Below are 18,979 nucleotides of genomic sequence, written 5' to 3' on the forward strand. Positions count from 1 at the left end.
TACGGGCCGCTCGCAAGGCGCGCGACCGAGCCATGGCCGTCGCCATGGGGAGGGAGCGCAACGCTGCGAGCGGCCCGTAGCCGCGATCGAATGCAGGCGAACTTCCGACACAGGGCACTAGAGCCGCAGGCACACCGACTTCACCTCGGTGTAGAGCTCGAGCGCCTCGCGGCCCATCTCGCGGCCCCAGCCGGACTGCTTGTAGCCGCCGAAGGGCAGGGCGGCGTCGAAGACGTTGTAGCAGTTGATCCACACCGTTCCGGCGCGCAGCTTCGCGGCGACCCGGTGGGCGCGGCCGACGTCGCGGGTCCAGACCGCCGCGGCGAGCCCGTAGATCGTGTCGTTGGCGGCGGGCAGGACCTCGTCCTCGCGCGAGAAGGGCAGGGCCGCGACGACCGGGCCGAAGATCTCCTCCCGGACCACCTTCGTCTGCGGCTTGGCGTCGACGAGCACGGTCGGCGCGACGAAGTAGCCCCGGTCGCCGACGCGCTGGCCGCCGGCGACGGCGCGCGCGCCCTCGCGGGCGCCCGCGTCGAGGTAGCCGCAGACCCGCTCGAGCTGCTCCTGCGAGACCAGCGGGCCCATCTCGGTCGCCGGGTCGAGGCCGCGGCCGAGGCGGATCGCGCGCGCCTGCTCCGCCACGCCCTCGACGACCTGGTCGAAGAGCGGGCGCTCCACGTAGAGCCGGGAGCCGGCGACGCAGCACTGGCCGTGGTTGAAGAAGATCGCGTGTGCGGCGCCGGCGATCGCGAGCTCCGGGTCGGCGTCGGCGAGCACGATGTTGGGCGACTTCCCGCCGAGCTCGAGCGACACCTTCTTGAGATTGCCGGCCGCGGCCTGCACGATCCTGCGGCCGACCTCGGTGGAGCCGGTGAAGGCCACCTTGTCGACGCCCGGGTGGGCGGCGAGCGCGGCACCGGCCGTCTCGCCGAAGCCCGGCACGACGTTGAGGACACCGTCCGGGAAGCCCGCCTCGCAGGCCAGCTCCGCGAGCCGCAGCGCCGAGAGCGGCGTCTGCTCGGCGGGCTTGAGGACGATCGTGCAGCCGGCCGCGAGCGCGGGGCCGAGCTTCCAGGCCGCCATCAGGAGCGGGAAGTTCCAGGGGATGATCTGGCCCACGACGCCGACCGGCTCGCGCAGCGTCCAGGCCGCGTGCCCCGGCACCGAGATCGGGATCGTCGCGCCCTCGACCTTGGTGGCCCAGCCCGCCATGTAGCGCAGGCAGTCGACCGCGAGGGGCACGTCCGCGGCGCGTGCCACCGTCACCGGCTTGCCGTTGTCGAGGCTCTCGAGCTGCGCGAGCTCCTCGGTGTTGGCCTCGAGGAGATCGGCGAGCTTCCAGAGCAGGCGCCCGCGCTCCGAGGGCGTCATCGCCGGCCACGGCCCGGCGTCGAAGGCGCGGCGCGCCGCGCGCACCGCGCGGTCCACGTCCTCGCGGTCGCCTTCGGCGACCTCGGCGAGCCGCTCGCCGGTCGCGGGATCGAGGCTCTCGAAGGTGCGGCCGGAGGCAGCCTCCACCCACTTGCCGTCGATCAGGAGCGGACGGCGGCGGCCGACGAAACGGCGGACCTCGGGCTGGAGCTCGATCGCGGCGGACATCGGGGCCTCCTCCTCGGGGGCCCGCGCGGGCGCGAGGCCCGGGCCGATGGTAGCCAGGGTCCGGTGCCCGCGCGGGCCGCGCACCGGACCCGCGCCCCGGGCGGCGGGTCGTCGCGCCGAGCGCTCAGGCGAGCGCGCGGAGCACGAGCCAGACCCCCGCCACCGGCAGCGCCAGCAGCGCGGCCGCCTGCAGCAGCGAGGCGGCGCTCCAGACGCCGAAGGAGAGTGCGTCGCCGAGCGTCGCCGGAGGCACCGGGCGCTCGAGCCCGAGCTCGCGGCGCAGCTCGCCCACGGTCTTGTGCAGGAGCGCGTCGGACCAGCGCTCTGCGTAGAGGCTCCGGGTGTGGCGCCCGCGCACCCAGGCGCGCCAGGTCCGCAGCGGCGCCACGAGCAGGCCCACCGCGATGGCCGGCATGGTGATGACCCAGGCGAAGACGTAGCGGCCGCAGCCGGTCGCCAGCTCCCAGGCGCTGATCTCGGCCTCGCCGGTCCAGCTCGGCTCGTAGAAGGTCGCGACGTGGTGCAGGTCGTGCATCGCGATCGCGCGCCGGCGCGCGTCCGAGTTGGGAAAGGCCACGATCGGGATCGGGCCGAGCTTCTTCAGCACCACCGTCCGGGCCGAGTAGCCGCCGTCCTCGGGGAAGCCCGACTCGCGGAAGAAGCGCGCCCGCGCCTCGCCCACGCTGCTGCTCACGTCCACGTCCATCATCGCCTATCTCCTCTTGCGGGCGCGCGCGTCGGAGTGCGGGGCCCCGGGTGCGGCCAGCCCCTCGAGCTGCAGCTCGAGCGCGCGGCGCAGCCCGGGTGCGACGCTCTCGGCCGGGAGCAGCTCGCTGCCGAGCCAGCCGAGGATCCAGAAGGTGTAGTGCGCGTAGCAGGCCATCGCGGCGGTCTGCGGCTCGACGTCGGCGCGCAGCTCGCCGCGCGCCTGTGCCGCGCTCACCAGCTCGACGACGTGCGCGGCGTACTCGCCGGAGAGCCGGCCGATCCCTCCCGGCTCGTGCGGGCGGAAGAAGAGCTCGCGCACGATGGCCTTGGAGAGGGCGGGGTTGCCGGCGTAGTAGTCGAGGAAGCAGCGGAACAGGCAGAGGAGCTGCTCGACCAGGCCCTCGCGGCGCAGCGCCTCCATGCGCCCCTCCGCGAAGAGCCTCCGGGCATCCGCCTCGAAGCAGAGGAAGAGCAGCTCGCGCTTGTCGCGGACGTAGAGGAAGAGCGTGCCGGTGCCGATCCCGGCCCGCTCGCAGATCTCCCGCGCGGTGGTCGCGTCGAAGCCCTTCGCGTGGAAGAGCGAGCGGGCCGCGGCCGTGATCCGGGCCAGCTTCTCGCGCTTGTTCCGCTCCCGCAGGCCGAGGGCCGGCTCGGACATGGCCATCCTCCATGAACGCGATCAATTATGATCGTGTTCTTTTATATGGCAAGGCCCCCGCGCGTGTCGGTCCCGGAGGGACCCCAGGGTCGCGCGTGGTAGGCTGCCCCGGCGCCGAGGGGAGGGACGTGCTGCTCGGGATCCCCGGTTCCACCGCTGACGGGGTCGCGCACCCCGGCGGGCTCCCGCACCCCGGCGGGCTCCCGCACCCCGGCGGGCTCCCGCGCTCCGGCGGGCTCCCGCGCTCCGGCGGGCTCCCGCACCCCGGCTGGCGCCCGCCCGCGCGCCGGCCTGTCCGATGAGCCCTCCTCCGGGCGCCTCGCCCACCGTCCTCGCCGTGGATCTCGGCACGAGCGGGATCCGGGTCGCGCAGATCGACCTCGCGGGCCGCGCGCTCGGCGCCGCGACCCGCCGGATCCCCCTCGCGCTCGGCGCGGGCGGCGCGGCCGAGCAGGACCCCGAGGCGATCTGGCGGGCGCTCGGCGAGGCGGTGGGGGAGGTGCTCGCCGGCGCCCCGGGTGCCGGCGCGCGCGTCGCGATGATCCTGTGCGGCAGCCAGTACTCCTCGCTGGTCCCCGTCGACGCCCGCGGCCTCCCGCTCGCCCCGCTCGTGCTCTACCTCGACGCGCGCGGCGCTCCGCTGAGCCGCGCGCTCACCGCGCGCCGCCCGGAGCTCTGGCAGCTCTGGCTCGAGCGACACGGGATGGCGTCGGGCGGCAGCGGGGCCGATTCCCTCGCGCACCTGCTCTGGTTCGCGGCCGAGCGCCCGGCCGTCCACGAGAGGACCCACGCCTACGTCGAGCCGATGGATTACCTGACGGCGCGCCTCACGGGCCGGGTCACCGCCAACGTCTGCACCGTCTTCCCGCTGCTCCTCACCGACAACCGGCGCGGCAGCGCAGGCGGCTGGTGCGACGAGCTGATCGAGGCCACCGGCGTGGACCGCGCCAAGCTCCCCCCGCTGGTGGCTCCCGACAGCGTGGTGGGCGAGCTGCTCCCCGAGCACGCGAAGGCCTGGGGCCTGCCGCCGGGCGTGCGCGTGTCGTCGGCCGTCAACGACACCCACGCGCTCGCCTTCGGGACCGCGAGCCACCAGGGCAGCCACCTCGGGGTCTCGATCGGCACCACCCTGGTGGCGGCCACCCTGGTCGCCGGCATGCGGGCGGACCTGCGCCACGTCCTGCTGACCCAGCCGGCGCCGATCCCGGACCGCCACGTGCTGATGGCGGAGGGCGGCCTCGCGGGCAAGGCGCTCGAGCTCGTGCTCGAGAAGCTGCTCCTCGCGGACGACGCCCTCGGCGACCACCGCGCCGAGGACGCCTTCGCCCGCCTCGACGCTGCCGTCGCGGCCACGGAGCCGGGAGCAGGCGGCGTACTCTTCCTGCCCTGGCTCGCCGGGAGCTGGGCGCCCGCCGGCGACGCGCGCGCGCGCGGCGCGTTCCTGAACCTCGACCTCGGCTCCACGCGCGCGAATCTCGTGCGGGCGGCGCTCGAGGGCGTGGCCTTCCAGCTCGCCTGGATGCTCGCGCCGATCGAGGCCCTGACCGGGCGCCGCCACGACGAGCTCGTGTTCGCCGCCGGCGGCGCCTGCTCCGACGCCTGGGCCCAGATCCTGGCCGACGTGTGCGACCGGCCGGTACGGCAGCTCGCCGCGCCGCGGCTCACGAACTGCCGCGGTGCCGCGCTCCTGGCCTTCCACCGGCTCGGCCTGCTCGACCTGGCCGACGCCGGGACGCTCCTCGTCGAGCGCCGGCGCTACGAGCCGCGAGGGCGCTACCGGGCCCTCTACGACGACCTGGCCGGGCGCTTCGTCCTGGCCCACGAACGGCTCGGGCCCGTCTCCGGCGGCGCCCGGGCGGAGGAGCAGACATGACGGCGCGGGCACGCTTCGGCTTCGACGACGAGGGCGCGGGCGCTCCGGCGGTCCTTCGCGAGCTCGACGCGATCGCGCGCGCCGAGGACGGCGTCTGGGCCGACGGCCGCTGCTCGGGGACGATCTACTGCGGCGACCGCGCGATCTACGAGCTGATCGCCGAGGCCTTCGGCCGCTTCTCCTACGTGAACGCCCTGCAGCGCGACATGTGCCCGAGCCAGACGCGCTTCGAGTCCGAGATCATCGCCATGACGCTCGACATGCTGCACGGCGAGGCCGCGCGCGCGCGCGGCGAGCGCCCCTGCGGCGTGATCGGGTCCGGCGGCTCGGAGAGCATCCTCCTGGCGATCTACGCCCATCGCGAGTGGGGCCGGGCCGAGAAGGGCGTGACGGCGCCCGAGATGATCCTCCCCGAGACGGCCCACGTGGCCTTCGACAAGGGCGCCCACGCCTTCGGCGTGCGGGTCGTGCGCGCGCCCGTCGATCCCGTGACGACGCTCGTCGACGTCGACTTCGTGCGCGCGCACGTGAACCCGAACACCGTGCTGCTGGTCGGCTCGGCGGGCAACTACCCCTACGGGACGATCGACCCGATCGCGGCGCTCTCCGAGATCGCGCTCGAGCGCGGGACGGGGCTGCACGTCGACGGCTGCCTGGGCGGCTTCATCCTGCCCTGGGGCGAAGCGCTCGGCTACGAGATCCCCCCCTTCGACTTCCGCCTGCCCGGCGTGAGCTCGATCTCGGCCGACACCCACAAGTACGGCTACGGCCCGAAGGGCACCTCGGTCCTGCTCTTCCGCGACAAGGCCCTGCGCCGGCACGGGTACTTCGCCCGCTCGGACTGGAAGGGCGGCATGTACGCGTCGCCCGGGATGGGCGGCAGCCGCTCGGGCGGCCTGATCGCCGCCACCTGGGCCGTGATGGTGGCGCTCGGCCGCCGGGGCTACCTCGACAAGGCGCGCGGCATCTTCGAGACCGCCTTCGCGATGCAGGCCGCCGTGCGCGCGCACCCCGCGCTGCGCCTGCTCGGCAGCCCGACCTTCTGCTTCTCCTTCACCTCCGACGCGTTCGACATCTACCACGTGAACGACTTCCTGAAGACCCGGGGCTGGCGCCTGAACGGCCAGCAGTACCCGAGCGCGATCCACATGTGCGTCACCGGGCCCCAGACCCAGCCGGGCGTCGTCGAGCGCTTCGCGGCCGACCTCGGGGAGGCGGTGGCCTACGCCCGGCACCCGGAGCGGCCGGTCCCGCGCAGCGGCGCCCTCTACGGCGGGCAGGGCACCCGCGCCACGGCCGCCGGCGTCGACCTGGCGCAGCTCCGCGAGCGCCTGCTCGACTGGCTCGACTCGACGCTCGAGCAGCCGGGGCCGTCCTGAGCCGCGGGCGGCTGCGCGAGCCCCTCAGCCGCTCCGCCGCCGCACCCAGGCCAGCGCCGCCGCCACGACGCAGAGCTCCGGGACGAGCAGGCCCACCCCGTAGAGCATCCCGAGCGACTGCTGGGGGGTCAGCGGGAACTGGTCGGCGGTGAGGGTCTTCGGGCGCCGCGTGATCGCGGGCTCGCGCGACGCGGCCCAGTGGACGGCGTTCAGCACGAAGTCCGCGTTGTAGAGCGCGCGGAAGTTGCGGTTGCTGGCGAAGTCCGCGTCGCCGATCACGACGATCCGGGTCTCGCTGCGCGCGCGCGGATAGCGCCCGGCGGCCGCCAGCGACACGTAGCCCTCCTCGGCGCCGGGCGGCTGCACGGGCTCGGCGCCGGGCGCCCGCGCGGCCGGGTCGGGCAGCAGCCAGGCGCGCCGCGAGGAGTAGGCGAGCGCGCGCAGCTCGTCGTCCGGCTCGGGCTTGCGCTCGGGGAGCACGGGCCGCGCCCGGCGCAGGAACATCATCGCGCCGGCGCCGAGCCCGCGCGTCACGGGGTGGTCGCCGAACTGGAAGACGATCGGATCGACGCCCGGCGGGTCGCCCTCGACGGGCCCCGAGGCGGGATCCACGACCAGCGCGTCGGGCAGGCCGAAGCCCCAGCCCGTGAGCAGGGGCTCGAGCCCCGTCGCGACGCCGGGCTCGAGCAGCGCGACGAGCCGGCCGCCGCGGGCGAGGTAGCGCTCGAGCGCCGCGAGCGAGGGCTCGCGCAGCGCCCGCGCGGGCCCGACGATCAACACCAGCGAGGCGTCGGCCGGGATCTCGGCGGTGGCCGGCAGCACCAGGTCGCGGAGCCGGTAGCCCTCGGTCTCGAGCGCGGCCGCGAGGCCCGAGTAGCCGGCCTCGGCGACGTCGCCGAGCCGCCCCTCGCCCTCGCCGCGCGTCACGTAGAGGACGCTCTCGCGGGGCGTCGCGAGCCGGCGCAGCGCCTCGTAGAGCGCACCCTCGGTCGGGCGCTCGACCAGCTCGAAGCGGTCGCCGAGCGCGAGCACGATCGTCTCCGAGCTCGCGATCCCGTAGCGCTCGGCCTCCTCGGCCGCTTCGGCGAGGTCGCGGCCGTGCACCGCGAGCGGGCCGGCGGCGGCGAGCGTGTCGAGCAGCAGGCGCACGGAGCGCGTGCGGTTGTCGCCGGCCTCGGAGTAGAGCGTGGCCTCGAGGCCCGGGGGCAGCGCGCGCAGGGCCTCGACGGTGGCGGGCGCGAGCGTGAAGCGCCGGTCGGCGGTGAGGTCCCAGACCCAGCCCGTGCGCGCGGCGCCGCGCTCGCAGGCCCAGGCGAGGGCGAGCGCGGCGGCGACGGCCGCGACGCGTACGAGGAGGAGCCGCCGCGCCGCCGGCGAGGCGCCGCCGCGGGCCGTGCGGCGCAGCGCCAGCGCCGCGCCCGCCAGCAGGCACAGGGCGCCGATCGCGAGGTTCGCGGCCGCGAAGAGCGGCACGTCGCGGGCCGCGTAGAAGCCGCCGAGCCCGAAGAGGAGCGCCACGGCGCCGACGGCGAGGAGCGCGCGCATCTACGCGCCCACCCGCCGCTGGTCCCAGGCGAGCCGCACGAGCGCCGCCGCCACCAGCACGTAGCCCGCGAAGTAGGCGACGTCCGGCGCCCGCACGAGGCCCTCCGCGAAGGCCCCGAAGCGCAGGTGGAGCGAGAGCGGGTCGATCCAGGCCGCCGCGGCCTCGGGCAGGAACTGCGTGGTCCAGCGGAAGTCGTAGAGCACGAAGGCGATCGCGTAGGCGGAGATCGCTGCCAGCAGCTGGCTCTCGGTGAAGGCCGAGCAGACCAGGCCGATCGAGGCCAGGGCGATCCCGAGGCCGAGCATCCCCGCGTAGACCGCGAAGAGGTGCGGGAGCCCGAGGCCGGAGCGCACGATCGAGGTGGCCGGGTACACGAAGGAGAGGGCCATCAGGAGCGCCACGAAGCCGTAGGTGGCGAGGAGCTTCCCGGCCACGATCTCGCCCGGCGTGAGCCGCGTGGTGCCGAGCAGCTCGTCGGTGCCGCGCGCGCGCTCCTCGGCGAAGACCCGCATCGTGACGAGCGGCACGAGCCCGATCAGGGTGAGCGCCAGCGTCTCCATCACGGGCAGGAAGACCTGGTCGCGCAGGTTCACGTAGATCGGCACGGTGTCGGTCGTGAAGCCGCCCATCGTGTCGCTCGAGTAGAGGAACAGGATCTGGTTGTAGACGCGCAGGTGGTCGAAGAAGAGCAGGGCGGTGACGAGCGCCACGCCCGCGAGCGTGAGCCAGGCGAGCGGCGAGCCGAACAGGACCGCCAGCTCCTTGCGCACGAGCGCGGCCAGCCGGGTGCTCACGCCCGCGCCTCGGGCGCGAAGAGCGCGAGCGGGTCGGGCCCGCCCAGGATCTCGCCGGGGGGGCCTTGCGCCACCACGCGGCCCGCCGCCAGCACCGCGACGCGGTCGCAGAGCGCGCGCGCCTCGGCGAGGTCGTGGGTGCAGACGAGCAGCGTGCGGCGGCCGGCCGCGGCCCGCAGGAGCCGGCGCACCTCCTCCTGCTGGAGCGGATCGAGCCCGCTCGTGGGCTCGTCGACCACCAGCAGCGGCGGGTCGTGCAGGAAGGCCTGGGCGAGCGAGACGCGCTGCTGGAAGCCCTTCGAGAGGTTCCCGACGAGCCGGCCGGCGACCGCCTCGAGGCCGAGCGCCGCGAGCGTGCGCTCCACGGCGGTGTCGCGCGTGGCGCCCGCGAGCCCCCGCGCACCGGCCACGAAGCGCAGGAAGCCCTGCACGCGCAGGTCGGGGTAGAGGCGCGAGGTCTCGGGCACGAAGCCGAGCCGCGCGTGCACCGCGTCGGGGTCCTCGGCCGGCGAGCGGCCGTCGACGCGTACCGTGCCGCTCGTGGGCAGCAGCCAGCCCGTCAGGCAGCGGATGAAGGTGGTCTTGCCGGCGCCGTTGGCCCCGAGCAGGCCGAAGGCCTCGCCCGGCGCGATCCGCAGGTCCACGCCGGCCAGGGCCTCGCGGGCGCCGAAGCGGCGCACGAGGCCCTCGGCCTCGATCGGGACTCCCTGGCGCGGCGCGGCGGCGGTCACGGCGAGGGGACTATAGACGCGCGAGCGCGTCGAAATAGTCCGGCCAGGTCTTGGCCACGCAGCCCGGGTCGCGGATCACGACGCCCGGCACCCGCAGGCCGGCCAGCGCGAAGGACATGGCCATCCGGTGGTCGTCGTAGGTGTCGATCGCCGCGCCGTGCAGGGGGCCTGGCTCGATCGTGAGCCAGTCGGGCCCGGCGGTCGCGCGGGCCCCGAGCTTGGCGAGCTCGGCCTCGAGCGCGGCCAGGCGGTCGGTCTCCTTGATCCGCAGGTTCGCGACGTTGCGGATCCGGGTGGTGCCCTCGGCGAAGAGCGCCACCACGGCCAGCGCCAGCACCGCGTCGGGCAGCTCGTTCATGTCGGCGTCCACGGCGCGGAGGGGGCCGGCAGGACCGCGCACCGCCACCGCGTCGCCCTGCCGCGTGACCGTGCAGCCCATCCGCTCGAGGATCCCGAGCAGGCGGAAGTCCGCCTGCAGCGAGTCGGCCGGCACGCCCGGGACCCGCACCTCGCCCCCGGCGATCGCCGCCGCGGCGAAGGGATAGGCCGCGGCCGAGGCGTCGGGCTCGATCGCGAAGCGGCACGCCTGGTAGGGCCGGCCGGCCGCGACCCGGAGCGCGCGCCCGTCCGGCGCCCAGCCCGCGCGGGCCCCGAAGGCGCCCATCACCTGGAGGGTCAGGTCCACGTAGGGGCGCGAGACCACCACCCCCTCGACGGGCGCGAGCTCGACGTCGCGCCGCGCGTAGGGCGCCGCGAGCAGGACCGCCGTCACGAACTGGCTCGAGCGGCGCGCGTCGATCGCGGCCCGCCCGCCGGCCAGGCCGCCGCCCGCGACCCGCACCGGCGGGCAGCCGCCGGGGCCCAGGATCTCGACCGCGGCGCCGAGCGCCACGAGCGCGGCGGCGAGGTCGTCGATCGGGCGCTCGCGCATGCGCGGGGCGCCGTCGATCACGACCGGGCCCTCGGCGAGCGTGGCGGCCGCGGTCAGGAAGCGCGCGGTGGTGCCCGAGGCGCGCGCGTCGAGCGGCGCCGCGGGCGCGGCGAGCCGCCCGCCGCGGCCCGACACGTGCCAGGCGTCGCCCGCCACCGTGATCGGCACGCCGAGCGCGCCGAGCGCCACGCGCATCGCGTCGGTGTCGTCGCTCGCGAGGGCGCCCGCGAGCGTGCTCTCGCCCGCGGCCAGCGCCGCGCACACGGCCGCGCGGTTGGTGATGCTCTTCGAGCCCGGCACCCGCACGGTCGCGTCGAGCGGGCCGCGCGGCCGGATCGCGAGCTCCGCCGGAAGGCGGCCTGCTCCGCTCACCGGGCCTGCCCGCCCCGCCGTGCTCCGCTCATCGTCGTGCCCCCTCCGATCGGCGACGCCCAACCTAGCGAAGCGCGCGCGAGCGTTGACAACCCCCGGGCCGGCCGGGATACTCCTCGCGCTTCGGGGCTTTCCGCTTCGATCCCGCGGATTTACGGCCCCCCGTCCCACCCCGGTCGTCGCGCTCTCGCCGGCTTCGTCGAGGGGGCGCGCGCGTCCCGCGGGCGGGCCCATGTGCGCCGGAGGGAGAGGCATGGCCAGGGTGCTCGTCAGCGACTCGCTGGCGCCGCAGGGGCTCGAGATCCTCGAGCAGGCGCGCGGGATCGAGGTCGACTACGCCCCCGGCCTGGCGCCCGCCGACCTGCTCGAGCGGATCCGCGACGCCGAGGGCCTCGTGATCCGCAGCGGCACGCGGGTGACCCGCGAGGTCCTGGCGCGCGCCGAGAAGCTGCGCGTGATCGGGCGCGCCGGGATCGGCGTCGACAACGTCGACGTGCCGGCCGCGACCGAGCGCGGCGTGGTGGTCGTGAACACGCCCTCGGGCAACAACGTGACCACCGCCGAGCACGCCATCGCGCTCCTGGTCGCGCTCGCCCGCCACATCCCGCAGGCCTCGGCCTCGATGAAGGCGGGCAAGTGGGAGAAGAACGCCTTCACGGGCATGGAGCTCGCGAACCGCACGCTCGGGGTGATCGGGCTCGGCAACATCGGGCGCGTGGTGGCCCAGATCGCGCAGGGGATCGGCATGCGGGTGGTCGCCTACGACCCGCACCTGCCCGAGGAGGTCGCCTCGAAGCTCGACGTCGAGCTCCTGCCGCTCGACGAGCTCTTCGCGCGCGCGGACGCGCTCACCGTGCACGTGCCGAAGACCAAGGACACCACCGGCCTGCTCGACGCCCGGGCCTTCGCGAAGTGCCGGAAGGGCGTGCTGGTGGTGAACGCGGCGCGCGGCGGGATCGTCGACGAGAAGGCGCTGCTGGCGGCGCTCGAGAGCGGCCAGGTGGGCGGCGCCGCGCTCGACGTCTTCGTGACCGAGCCGCCGGCCCCGCAGGACCCGCTGGTGGCCCACCCGCGCGTGATCTGCACGCCGCACCTCGGCGCCTCCACCGAGCAGGCCCAGCTCAACGTCGCGATCCAGGTGGCCGAGCAGGTCCGTGACTACCTCGTGAACGGCGAGATCCGCAACGGCGTCAACGTCCCCTCGGTGTCGCCCGAGATCCTGTCGCAGATCCGGCCCTACCTCCTGCTGGGCGAGAAGCTCGGCCGCTTCCAGGGCCAGCTCTGCCCGGGCAAGATCGACGAGATCGAGATCGAGTACGCCGGCGACGTGGCGGAGCTGCGCGTGGCGCCGATCACGATCGCGGTGCTGAAGGGCCTGCTCGAGAAGGTCACCGAGCGCGTCAACATGGTGAACGCGCCGGTGGTCGCCCGCGAGCACGGGATCAAGGTGATCGAGTCGAAGTCGAGCCGCTCGACCGACTACGCGAGCACCGTGACGACCCGCGTGCGCGGCTGCGTGGACCGGCGCATCGCCGGCGCCGTCTTCCACGGCGTCCAGCCCCGCATCGTGCGCCTCGACGACTTCATCCTGGAGGCGATTCCGGAGGGCTTCGCGCTGCTCCTGCACAACCACGACCGGCCGGGCGTGGTGGGCGCGGTGGGCACGATCCTCGGCGAGGAGCGGGTCAACATCTCGCGCATGCAGCTCGCGCTCCAGCGCGAGCGCGGCGAGGCGGCCATGCTGGTGAACGTGGACGCGCGCCCGGCGGAGTCGGTGATGGAGCGGCTGCGCAACCTGCCGCACGTGATCTCCGCCGTGCTCGTGGAGTTCTAGCCGTGGCGACGCTGGTGGCGATCGGCGCGCAGTGGGGCGACGAGGGCAAGGGCAAGATCGTCGACTGGCTCTCGCCGCGCGCCGACCTGGTGGTGCGCTTCCAGGGCGGCAACAACGCGGGCCACACGCTGGTGGTGGACGGCGAGCAGACCGTCCTGCACGTGGTGCCCTCGGGCGTGCTGCACGCCGGCACGGTGAACCTGATCGGGCCCGGCGTGGTGGTGGACCCCGGGGTCCTGATCCAGGAGCTCGAGCGGCTGCGCGAGCGCGGGGTGCTCCGGGACCCCGCCCGCGTGCGGGTCTCGGGCCGGGCGCACGTGATCCTCGACTGGAACGTCGCGCTCGACAAGGCGCGCGAGGAGAGCCGCGAGCGCGGCGCGATCGGGACCACCGGGCGCGGCATCGGCCCGACCTACGAGGACAAGGTGGCGCGGCGCGGGATCCGGGTCGCGGACCTCCTCGACCCGTCGAGCCTCGCGGCGCAGGTGGAGCGGCTCGCGCAGGAGAAGAACTTCGAGCTCGCCGAGGTGCACGGCTGGGAGCGGGTGGACGCCGCGCAGGTGCTGGCCCGGGCCGTCGCCTACGGCCGCGCGCTCGCGCCCTACGTCGACCACACCGGGCGGCTCCTGGCCCGCGCGCTGCGCGAAGGGAAGAACGTGCTCTTCGAGGGCGCCCAGGGCACCTTCCTCGACGTGGACCACGGCACCTACCCCTACGTGACGTCGTCGAACTGTGTCGCCGGCGCCGCCTGCACCGGCGCCGGGATCGGGCCGACCCGCATCGACCGGGTCCTCGGCATCTCGAAGGCCTACACGACGCGCGTGGGGGGCGGCCCCTTCCCGACCGAGGACACCGGCGCGCTCGGCGAGCAGCTCCGCACCCGGGGCTCCGAGTTCGGCGCCACCACCGGGCGCCCGCGCCGCTGCGGGTGGCTCGACGTCGTGATGCTGCGCGAGGCCGCGGTCGTGAACGGGCTCACCGGGATCGCGCTCAACAAGCTCGACATCCTGTCGGGCCTGCCCGAGCTGCGCGTCGCGACGGCCTACCGCATCGACGGCAAGCAGACCGACGAGTTCCCGATGACCCTCGGCGAGCTCGCGCGCGCCGAGCCCGTCTACGAGACGCTGCCGGGCTGGTCGGCCGACCTCTCGGAGGCGCGCCGCTGGGAGGACCTGCCCGACGCCGCGCGCCGCTACGTCGCGCGCATCGAGGCGCTCGTCGAGGTGCCGGTCGAGCTGATCTCGGTGGGGCCGGGGCGCGACGCCACGATCACCCGCAGCGATCCCTTCCGGGCGGCGTGACGCGCCTTGCAGGTCGAGGCGCGCGATCTCCACTTCGCTCGCGGCGACCGCCGGATCTTCCGCGGGCTGAGCTGCGCGTTCCCGCGCGGGAAGATCAGCGTGGTCGCGGCGGCGAGCGGCGGGGGCAAGACCACGCTCCTGCGCATGATCGCCTGCCTGCTCCAGCCCGACCGCGGGAGCCTCGTGGTGGACGGCACGCAGGACCTGGCCCGGCTCGGGCGCGAGGAGGTGGTGCGCTACCGCCGGCGGGTCGGGATGCTGTTCCAGTTCGGCGCGCTCCTCGATACCTTCACGCTCTACGACAACGTGGCGCTCCCGCTGCGCGAGCACAGCGAGCTCGGCGAGGACGAGATCCACGGCGAGGTGCGGCGCGTGTTCGAGGCGGTCGGCCTGGAGGGCGTCGACCACCTGCTGCCCGGCGAGCTGTCGGGCGGCATGGTGAAGCGGGCGGGCCTGGCGCGCGCGCTCATCGAGAAGCCCGAGCTGCTGCTCTGCGACGAGCCCTTCTCGGGGCTCGATCCCCCGACCGTGCGGCGCGTCGAGGAGCTGCTCGTGGCCGTGAACCGCCGCTTCGGCGCCACCCTCGTCGTCACCTCGCACCACCCGCAGTCGACGCTGCGCATCGCCGACCACCTGGTGATGATCGGGGAGGGCGCCGCGGTGGAGGGCGAGCCGCGCGAGCTGATGCGCCGCGACGCCGGAGCGGCCGAGTTCTTCCTCGACGCGCTGCCTCCCCCGGCGTCCGGGGCCGCGGCGCGATGAGCCCCGCCGGCCCCGTGCGCGCGCTCGGCGCCCTGGTCCTGCGCTCGCTGCGCGGGCTCGGCCGCTTCGCGCTCTTCACGGCCTCGGTGCTGCGCGCCGGCAGCCGCCCCCCGCTGCGCCTGCGCCGCCTCGTCGGCGAGATCTACGACGCCGGGGTGCTGTCGCTCCTGATCGTCTGCGTCTCGGGCTTCGCCGTGGGCATGGTGCTGGGGCTCCAGGGCCACAACACGCTCTCGCGCTTCGGCGCCGAGGAGAGCCTCGGCGCGGTGGTCGGCCTGTCGCTGATCCGCGAGCTCGGGCCGGTGCTCACCTCGCTCCTGGTGGCGGGCCGCGCGGGCTCGGCGATGGCGGCCGAGATCGCGGCCATGGGCGTCACCGAGCAGCTCGACGGCCTGCGCATGATGTCGGTCGACCCGCTCGACTTCGTGGTGGCGCCCAAGGCCTTCGGCATGATCGTCGCGATGCCGCTGCTCTCGACCCTCTTCGTGGTCTTCGGGATCCTCGGCGGCTGGACGGTCGGGGTGGCGCTGCTCGGGGGCGACCCGGGCTCGTACCTCTCGACGCTCGAGCAGGCGGTCGCGTTCCGGGAGGACGTGGTCGGGGGCATCCTGAAGGGCGTGGTCTTCGGCCTGCTGGTGGGCTTCGTGGCCACCTTCCGGGGCTACACCGCACGGACCACGACGGCCGGCGTCAGCGCGGCCGCGACCTCGACCGTGGTGATCGCCTCGGTGGCGACGCTCATCTTCGACTACTTCATCACGGCGCTCTGGGGGTACTGAAGGATGCGCGAGTCACCGGCAAGGGAGCTGTGGGTCGGCCTGTTCGTGCTGGCCGGGCTGGCGGCGTTGGCCTGGCTGTCGTTCTCGGTGGGCGGGGTGGAATCCCTGCGCGCCGGCGGCCTCCAGCTCACCGCGACCTTCGACGAGATCGGCGGGCTCAAGAAGCGCGCCCAGGTGGTGATCAGCGGCGTCCGGGTCGGACAGGTCAAGTCGATCGACCTGTCGGACGATTTCCGGGCGCGGGTCACGCTCGACGTCGACGCGGCGCTAGCGTTGCCGGCCGACACCTCGGCGTCGATCCTGACCTCGGGGGTGCTCGGCGACCAGTACATCGCGCTCGAGCCGGGCGGAGACCCGGAGACGCTGCACTCCGGGGAGCAGATCTCGTTCACGCAGAGCGCGGTGATCCTCGAGCGGCTGATCGGCAAGCTGATCCAGAATCTCGGCTCGGGCTCGAAGGAGTAGGCATGGGGGGACGGAGCTCGCTCGCGTGTGGGCTGCTGGTGGCGGCTGCGTTGGGTGCCGGCTGCGCGAAGGGGCCCGCCGAGGATCCCTGGCAGGCCTGGAACCGTCCGGTGTTCCGCGTGAACGACGCCGCCGACCAGTGGGTCCTGCGCCCGATCGCACGGGGCTGGAGCTTCGTAACCTTCGAGGAGCTGCGCGACTCCGTGCGGCGCTTCTTCTTCAACCTCGCCTTCCCCTCGCGCTTCGTGAGCAGCGTGGGGCAGGGCGAGGGCCTGAAGGCGGCCGACGAGGTGGGGCGCTTCCTGGTCAACAGCACGGTCGGGATCGCCGGGCTCTTCGACCCCGCCACCCACTTCGGCTTCCCGCGCCACGACGAGGACCTGGGCCAGATGTTCGGGCGCTGGGGGATCCCGCCGGGCCCCTACCTGGTGCTGCCCGTGCTCGGCCCCTCGAGCCCGCGCGACGCGGTGGGCACCGGGCTCGACCTGCTCCTGAACCCCCTCCTGTGGGTCGACGTCCCGGTCTACGGGCTCGGGGTCCTCAACGCCGTCAACAGCCGCGCGCTCGCCGACGACGAGATCCAGCGCGCGCGCGCGACGGCCCTCGACTTCTACGTCTTCGTGCGCGATGCCTACGTCCAGAACCGCGCGGCCGCCGTCGCCGACCGGGAGCAGGCCTCGCCGGCCAAGGGCGCCGGCCCCTACGACGACCTGTACGATCTGCCCGACGAGGAGTGAGCCCGATGCGCCGTGTCCTGCTTCCCGCCGTCGCCGCCGCCGTCCTGCTCGGCGCATCGGTGCTCGCCCGGGCCGCCGTGGCGCCGGCCGAGGAGGAGGCGCGCCGCTTCGTCCAGCAGACCATCGACGACGTGCTGGGCGTGCTCCACGACTCGTCCCTGACGCTCGACCAGAAGAAGGACCGCGTGGAGGCGATCGCCTACGAGCGCTTCGACTTCGAGCTGATCTGCCGCTTCGTCCTGGCCCGGAACTGGAACACGATGAGCGAGCAGCAGCAGCACGATTTCGTCGACGCCTTCAAGAAGCACCTCTCCGCCACCTATCGCGACACCCTCGACAGCTTCAGCGACGAGAAGATCCTCGTCGACGGCTCGCAGCCCGAGGCGCGCGGCGACGTCACCGTGAAGACGATCGTCCGCCAGGGCAGCGGCGATACCCGGGTCGACTACCGCCTGCGCAAGACCGACGCCGGCTGGCGCGGCATCGACGTCATCATCGAGGGCGTCTCGCTGGTCCAGAACTTCCGCACCCAGTGCCAGGAGATCATCAGCGCCGAGGGGGCCGACGCGCTGATCCAGAAGCTCCGCGACAAGCAGATCCAGCTCGATCCCAAGGTCGAGAAGGGCTGAGATGGCGGGGCTGCGCGACGACCGCTCGAGCCCCGTCCTGGCCGCGCTGCTCCTTGGCCTGGGCGTCGCCGCGGCCGGCTGGCTCGGCGCACAGGGCCTCGCCCGGCTGCGCACCCAGGACCGCTTCGTCACGGTCAAGGGCTCGGCGGAGCGCATCGTCGACGCCGACCTCGTCGTCTGGCCGCTGCCCCACACCGTGGTCGGCAACGACCTCGCCGACGTCCAGAGCCAGCTCGAGGCCAACAGCGAGACCGTGCGCTCCTTCTTCCAGCAGGCCGGCTTCGGGGCCGACGAGATCGTGGTCTCGCCGCCGCGCCTCGAGGACCGCTGGGCCTACAGCTACGGCGACCAGCGCCCGCCCGAGCGCTATCGCTACTCGACGACCGTGACCCTGCGCACGAGCCGCGTCGCCGAAGCGCTCGCGGCGCTGCGCCGCAGCGGTGAGCTCGTGAGCCGCGGCGTCCTGATCGGCGAGGGCAGCACGCCAGAGTTCGCCTACACCGGCCTGAACGAGATCAAGCCCGAGCTGATCGCCGAGGCCACCGCCAACGCCCGCAAGTCCGCCGAGCAGTTCGCGAACGACTCGGGCGCGCGGCTCGCTGGCATCCGCACCGCCAACCAGGGCGTCGTCTCGATCGAGGACCGCGACCAGGGAAGCCCGCAGGTCAAGAAGGTGCGGGTGGTCACGACGGTCGAGTACTTCCTGCGCGACTGAGGGCGCCGGCCCTCAGCTCCTCGCGGGCGGCGCCGTCAGACCCTCCGTCCCGTGCGCGACGCCGAGGTCGAGCTTCTGGGCGAGCGCGTAGCGGCGGGCGACGTCCTCCCAGGACCAGAGGTCCCAGAGCGCCTCGAAGTACTGCTTCTTCTCCGTCTGGTACTGGAGATAGTAGGCGTGCTCCCAGGCGTCGATCACGAGCAGCGGGACACCGCCCTGGGTGATCTGCGACTGGTGGTCGTGGATCTGCGTGGTCCCGAGCCTCCGCGTGAGGGGGTCCCAGACGAGCGCGGCCCAGCCGGAGCCCATGATGGTCGCGGCGGCGCTCACGATCTGCTGCTTGAAGGCGTCGAAGCCGCCGAAATCGCGCTCGAGCGACGCGGCCAGCTCCCCCTTCGGCTGCCCTCCGCCGTCGGGCGAGAGGTTCTGCCAGAAGATGCTGTGCAGGACGTGCCCGGACACGTGGAAGGCGAGCCGGCGCTCGAGCGACGCGATCTGCTCGAAGTCGCGCTTGCGCCGGGCGTCGGCGAGCGCCTCGACGGTCTTGTTCGCCCCGTCCACGTAGGCGCGATGATGCCGGTCGTGGTGGAGCTCCATGATCCGCTGCGAGAGATGGGGCTCGAGCGCGTCGTGCGGGTAGGGCAGATCCGGGAGTGCGTAGCGAATCACGGTGCGATGACCTCCTCGTTCTCCGTCGCCCGCCATCCTCGGGTCGGCGCCGGGCGCCGGAGCGCGGCCGGTCGCTCCGGCCGCGTGCGATTCCTGCGTTGCACTCCCGGTGCCAACCCGCGGAGGGCGGCCGGGCGCGCGCCGCCTCGCCACGCGGGATCCCGGCCCCGCACCCGCCCGCGGTGTGCAACGCGAAGCCCGTCTTTGTAGAAACGACGAGCCGCACTCCACCCGAGGGCCCGGGAGCGGCGGCCGTCCGCTACCGTCCGGGCCGTCCGCCCGAGGGGCCGTTAGCTCAACGGTAGAGCAGCGGGCTTTTAACCCGTTGGTTCTGGGTTCGAGTCCCAGGCGGCCCACCAGGGAAATCAATGGGTTGCGTCGCCTCGTCGGGATCGCCGTCGAGGGCAGGGGCCGTATAGGGCCGTCCGGAGCCGCCGAGCTCGGCGAACGAGAGGTCGTTCTCCTCCTCTCGCATGGCGTGCGCGTAGACGCGCAGT

General features: G+C 74.3%; 18 protein-coding genes and 1 tRNA gene. 11 read left to right on the forward strand and 8 right to left on the reverse strand.

Annotated features, from left to right (window positions below; genetic code table 11):
• Positions 1-117: 117 nt before the first annotated feature.
• From OZ948_18305 to OZ948_18315, 3 genes are all read right to left on the reverse strand, one after another.
• Positions 118-1,599, reverse strand: a complete 1,482-nt coding sequence (locus OZ948_18305; GenBank protein ID MEB2346680.1) for an aldehyde dehydrogenase family protein — start codon at positions 1,597-1,599, stop codon at positions 118-120.
• 124 nt (positions 1,600-1,723) lie between these two features.
• On the reverse strand, positions 1,724-2,308 hold the full coding sequence (locus OZ948_18310) for a hypothetical protein (GenBank protein ID MEB2346681.1): 585 nt from the start codon (positions 2,306-2,308) through the stop codon (positions 1,724-1,726).
• 3 nt (positions 2,309-2,311) lie between these two features.
• Positions 2,312-2,965: a helix-turn-helix domain containing protein gene (locus OZ948_18315; GenBank protein MEB2346682.1), complete on the reverse strand. Its 654-nt coding sequence runs from the start codon at positions 2,963-2,965 to the stop codon at positions 2,312-2,314.
• A gap of 298 nt (positions 2,966-3,263) precedes the next feature.
• On the opposite strand from OZ948_18315, the gene OZ948_18320 reads away from it, so the two are divergent.
• A complete protein-coding gene (locus OZ948_18320) occupies positions 3,264-4,838 on the forward strand; it encodes an FGGY family carbohydrate kinase (GenBank protein MEB2346683.1) in 1,575 nt (524 codons plus the stop codon).
• Positions 4,835-6,217: an aminotransferase class V-fold PLP-dependent enzyme gene (locus OZ948_18325; protein ID MEB2346684.1), complete on the forward strand. Its 1,383-nt coding sequence runs from the start codon at positions 4,835-4,837 to the stop codon at positions 6,215-6,217. Before OZ948_18320 ends, OZ948_18325 begins: the two co-directional genes overlap by 4 nt.
• A gap of 24 nt (positions 6,218-6,241) precedes the next feature.
• On the opposite strand, the gene OZ948_18330 is transcribed toward OZ948_18325, so the two are convergent.
• The 4 genes from OZ948_18330 to aroA are packed head-to-tail and all read right to left on the reverse strand — an operon-like array spanning position 6,242 to position 10,591.
• Positions 6,242-7,762, reverse strand: a complete 1,521-nt coding sequence (locus OZ948_18330) for a Gldg family protein (GenBank protein MEB2346685.1) — start codon at positions 7,760-7,762, stop codon at positions 6,242-6,244.
• Positions 7,763-8,557 carry an ABC transporter permease gene (locus OZ948_18335; GenBank protein ID MEB2346686.1) on the reverse strand — a complete coding sequence of 265 codons (795 nt, stop codon included), beginning with the start codon at positions 8,555-8,557 and terminating at the stop codon, positions 7,763-7,765.
• Complete coding sequence (locus tag OZ948_18340; GenBank protein MEB2346687.1) at positions 8,554-9,288, reverse strand: ABC transporter ATP-binding protein; 735 nt, start codon at positions 9,286-9,288, stop codon at positions 8,554-8,556. The genes OZ948_18335 and OZ948_18340 overlap by 4 nt, the downstream gene beginning before the upstream one ends.
• Positions 9,289-9,298: 10 nt before the next feature.
• On the reverse strand, positions 9,299-10,591 hold the full coding sequence (gene aroA, locus OZ948_18345; GenBank protein ID MEB2346688.1) for a 3-phosphoshikimate 1-carboxyvinyltransferase: 1,293 nt from the start codon (positions 10,589-10,591) through the stop codon (positions 9,299-9,301).
• A gap of 253 nt (positions 10,592-10,844) precedes the next feature.
• Between aroA and serA the strand changes: the two genes are divergently transcribed.
• Genes serA through OZ948_18385 form a run of 8 tightly spaced genes read left to right on the forward strand, consistent with a single transcriptional unit; the run spans position 10,845 to position 17,813 of the window.
• A complete protein-coding gene (serA, locus tag OZ948_18350; GenBank protein ID MEB2346689.1) occupies positions 10,845-12,425 on the forward strand; it encodes a phosphoglycerate dehydrogenase in 1,581 nt (526 codons plus the stop codon).
• Between the two features lie 2 nt (positions 12,426-12,427).
• On the forward strand, positions 12,428-13,726 hold the full coding sequence (locus OZ948_18355; GenBank protein MEB2346690.1) for an adenylosuccinate synthase: 1,299 nt from the start codon (positions 12,428-12,430) through the stop codon (positions 13,724-13,726).
• A gap of 6 nt (positions 13,727-13,732) precedes the next feature.
• Positions 13,733-14,488, forward strand: a complete 756-nt coding sequence (locus OZ948_18360; protein ID MEB2346691.1) for an ATP-binding cassette domain-containing protein — start codon at positions 13,733-13,735, stop codon at positions 14,486-14,488.
• Complete coding sequence (locus OZ948_18365) at positions 14,485-15,267, forward strand: MlaE family lipid ABC transporter permease subunit (protein MEB2346692.1); 783 nt, start codon at positions 14,485-14,487, stop codon at positions 15,265-15,267. The genes OZ948_18360 and OZ948_18365 overlap by 4 nt, the downstream gene beginning before the upstream one ends.
• Positions 15,268-15,270: 3 nt before the next feature.
• Positions 15,271-15,732: an outer membrane lipid asymmetry maintenance protein MlaD gene (mlaD, locus tag OZ948_18370; GenBank protein ID MEB2346693.1), complete on the forward strand. Its 462-nt coding sequence runs from the start codon at positions 15,271-15,273 to the stop codon at positions 15,730-15,732.
• A gap of 2 nt (positions 15,733-15,734) precedes the next feature.
• Positions 15,735-16,469, forward strand: coding sequence for a VacJ family lipoprotein (locus OZ948_18375; GenBank protein ID MEB2346694.1), 735 nt, complete (start codon positions 15,735-15,737; stop codon positions 16,467-16,469).
• A gap of 5 nt (positions 16,470-16,474) precedes the next feature.
• Positions 16,475-17,098, forward strand: coding sequence for an ABC transporter substrate-binding protein (locus OZ948_18380; protein ID MEB2346695.1), 624 nt, complete (start codon positions 16,475-16,477; stop codon positions 17,096-17,098).
• Between the two features lies 1 nt (position 17,099).
• Positions 17,100-17,813: an SIMPL domain-containing protein gene (locus OZ948_18385; GenBank protein MEB2346696.1), complete on the forward strand. Its 714-nt coding sequence runs from the start codon at positions 17,100-17,102 to the stop codon at positions 17,811-17,813.
• Positions 17,814-17,825: 12 nt separating this feature from the next.
• On the opposite strand, the gene OZ948_18390 is transcribed toward OZ948_18385, so the two are convergent.
• Positions 17,826-18,482 carry a superoxide dismutase gene (locus tag OZ948_18390; GenBank protein MEB2346697.1) on the reverse strand — a complete coding sequence of 219 codons (657 nt, stop codon included), beginning with the start codon at positions 18,480-18,482 and terminating at the stop codon, positions 17,826-17,828.
• A 284-nt stretch (positions 18,483-18,766) separates the two neighbouring features.
• On the opposite strand from OZ948_18390, the gene OZ948_18395 reads away from it, so the two are divergent.
• A tRNA-Lys gene (locus OZ948_18395) sits at positions 18,767-18,841 on the forward strand.
• Positions 18,842-18,979: the final 138 nt, after the last annotated feature.

The organism is Deltaproteobacteria bacterium (assembly GCA_035063765.1).
In the GTDB taxonomy this organism is placed as follows: domain Bacteria; phylum Myxococcota_A; class UBA9160; order UBA9160; family PR03; genus CAADGG01.

What these genes read in the sequence shown, in the direction of transcription:
- OZ948_18305 (MEB2346680.1), bottom strand. Translation starts at nt 1,599, where the DNA reads ATGTCCGCCGCGATCGAGCTCCAGCCCGAGGTCCGCCGTTTCGTCGGC.
- OZ948_18310 (MEB2346681.1), bottom strand. Translation starts at nt 2,308, where the DNA reads ATGATGGACGTGGACGTGAGCAGCAGCGTGGGCGAGGCGCGGGCGCGC.
- OZ948_18315 (MEB2346682.1), bottom strand. Translation starts at nt 2,965, where the DNA reads ATGTCCGAGCCGGCCCTCGGCCTGCGGGAGCGGAACAAGCGCGAGAAG.
- OZ948_18320 (MEB2346683.1), top strand. Translation starts at nt 3,264, where the DNA reads ATGAGCCCTCCTCCGGGCGCCTCGCCCACCGTCCTCGCCGTGGATCTC.
- OZ948_18325 (MEB2346684.1), top strand. Translation starts at nt 4,835, where the DNA reads ATGACGGCGCGGGCACGCTTCGGCTTCGACGACGAGGGCGCGGGCGCT.
- OZ948_18330 (MEB2346685.1), bottom strand. Translation starts at nt 7,762, where the DNA reads ATGCGCGCGCTCCTCGCCGTCGGCGCCGTGGCGCTCCTCTTCGGGCTC.
- serA (MEB2346689.1), top strand. Translation starts at nt 10,845, where the DNA reads ATGGCCAGGGTGCTCGTCAGCGACTCGCTGGCGCCGCAGGGGCTCGAG.
- OZ948_18365 (MEB2346692.1), top strand. Translation starts at nt 14,485, where the DNA reads ATGAGCCCCGCCGGCCCCGTGCGCGCGCTCGGCGCCCTGGTCCTGCGC.
- mlaD (MEB2346693.1), top strand. Translation starts at nt 15,271, where the DNA reads ATGCGCGAGTCACCGGCAAGGGAGCTGTGGGTCGGCCTGTTCGTGCTG.
- OZ948_18375 (MEB2346694.1), top strand. Translation starts at nt 15,735, where the DNA reads ATGGGGGGACGGAGCTCGCTCGCGTGTGGGCTGCTGGTGGCGGCTGCG.
- OZ948_18380 (MEB2346695.1), top strand. Translation starts at nt 16,475, where the DNA reads ATGCGCCGTGTCCTGCTTCCCGCCGTCGCCGCCGCCGTCCTGCTCGGC.
- OZ948_18385 (MEB2346696.1), top strand. Translation starts at nt 17,100, where the DNA reads ATGGCGGGGCTGCGCGACGACCGCTCGAGCCCCGTCCTGGCCGCGCTG.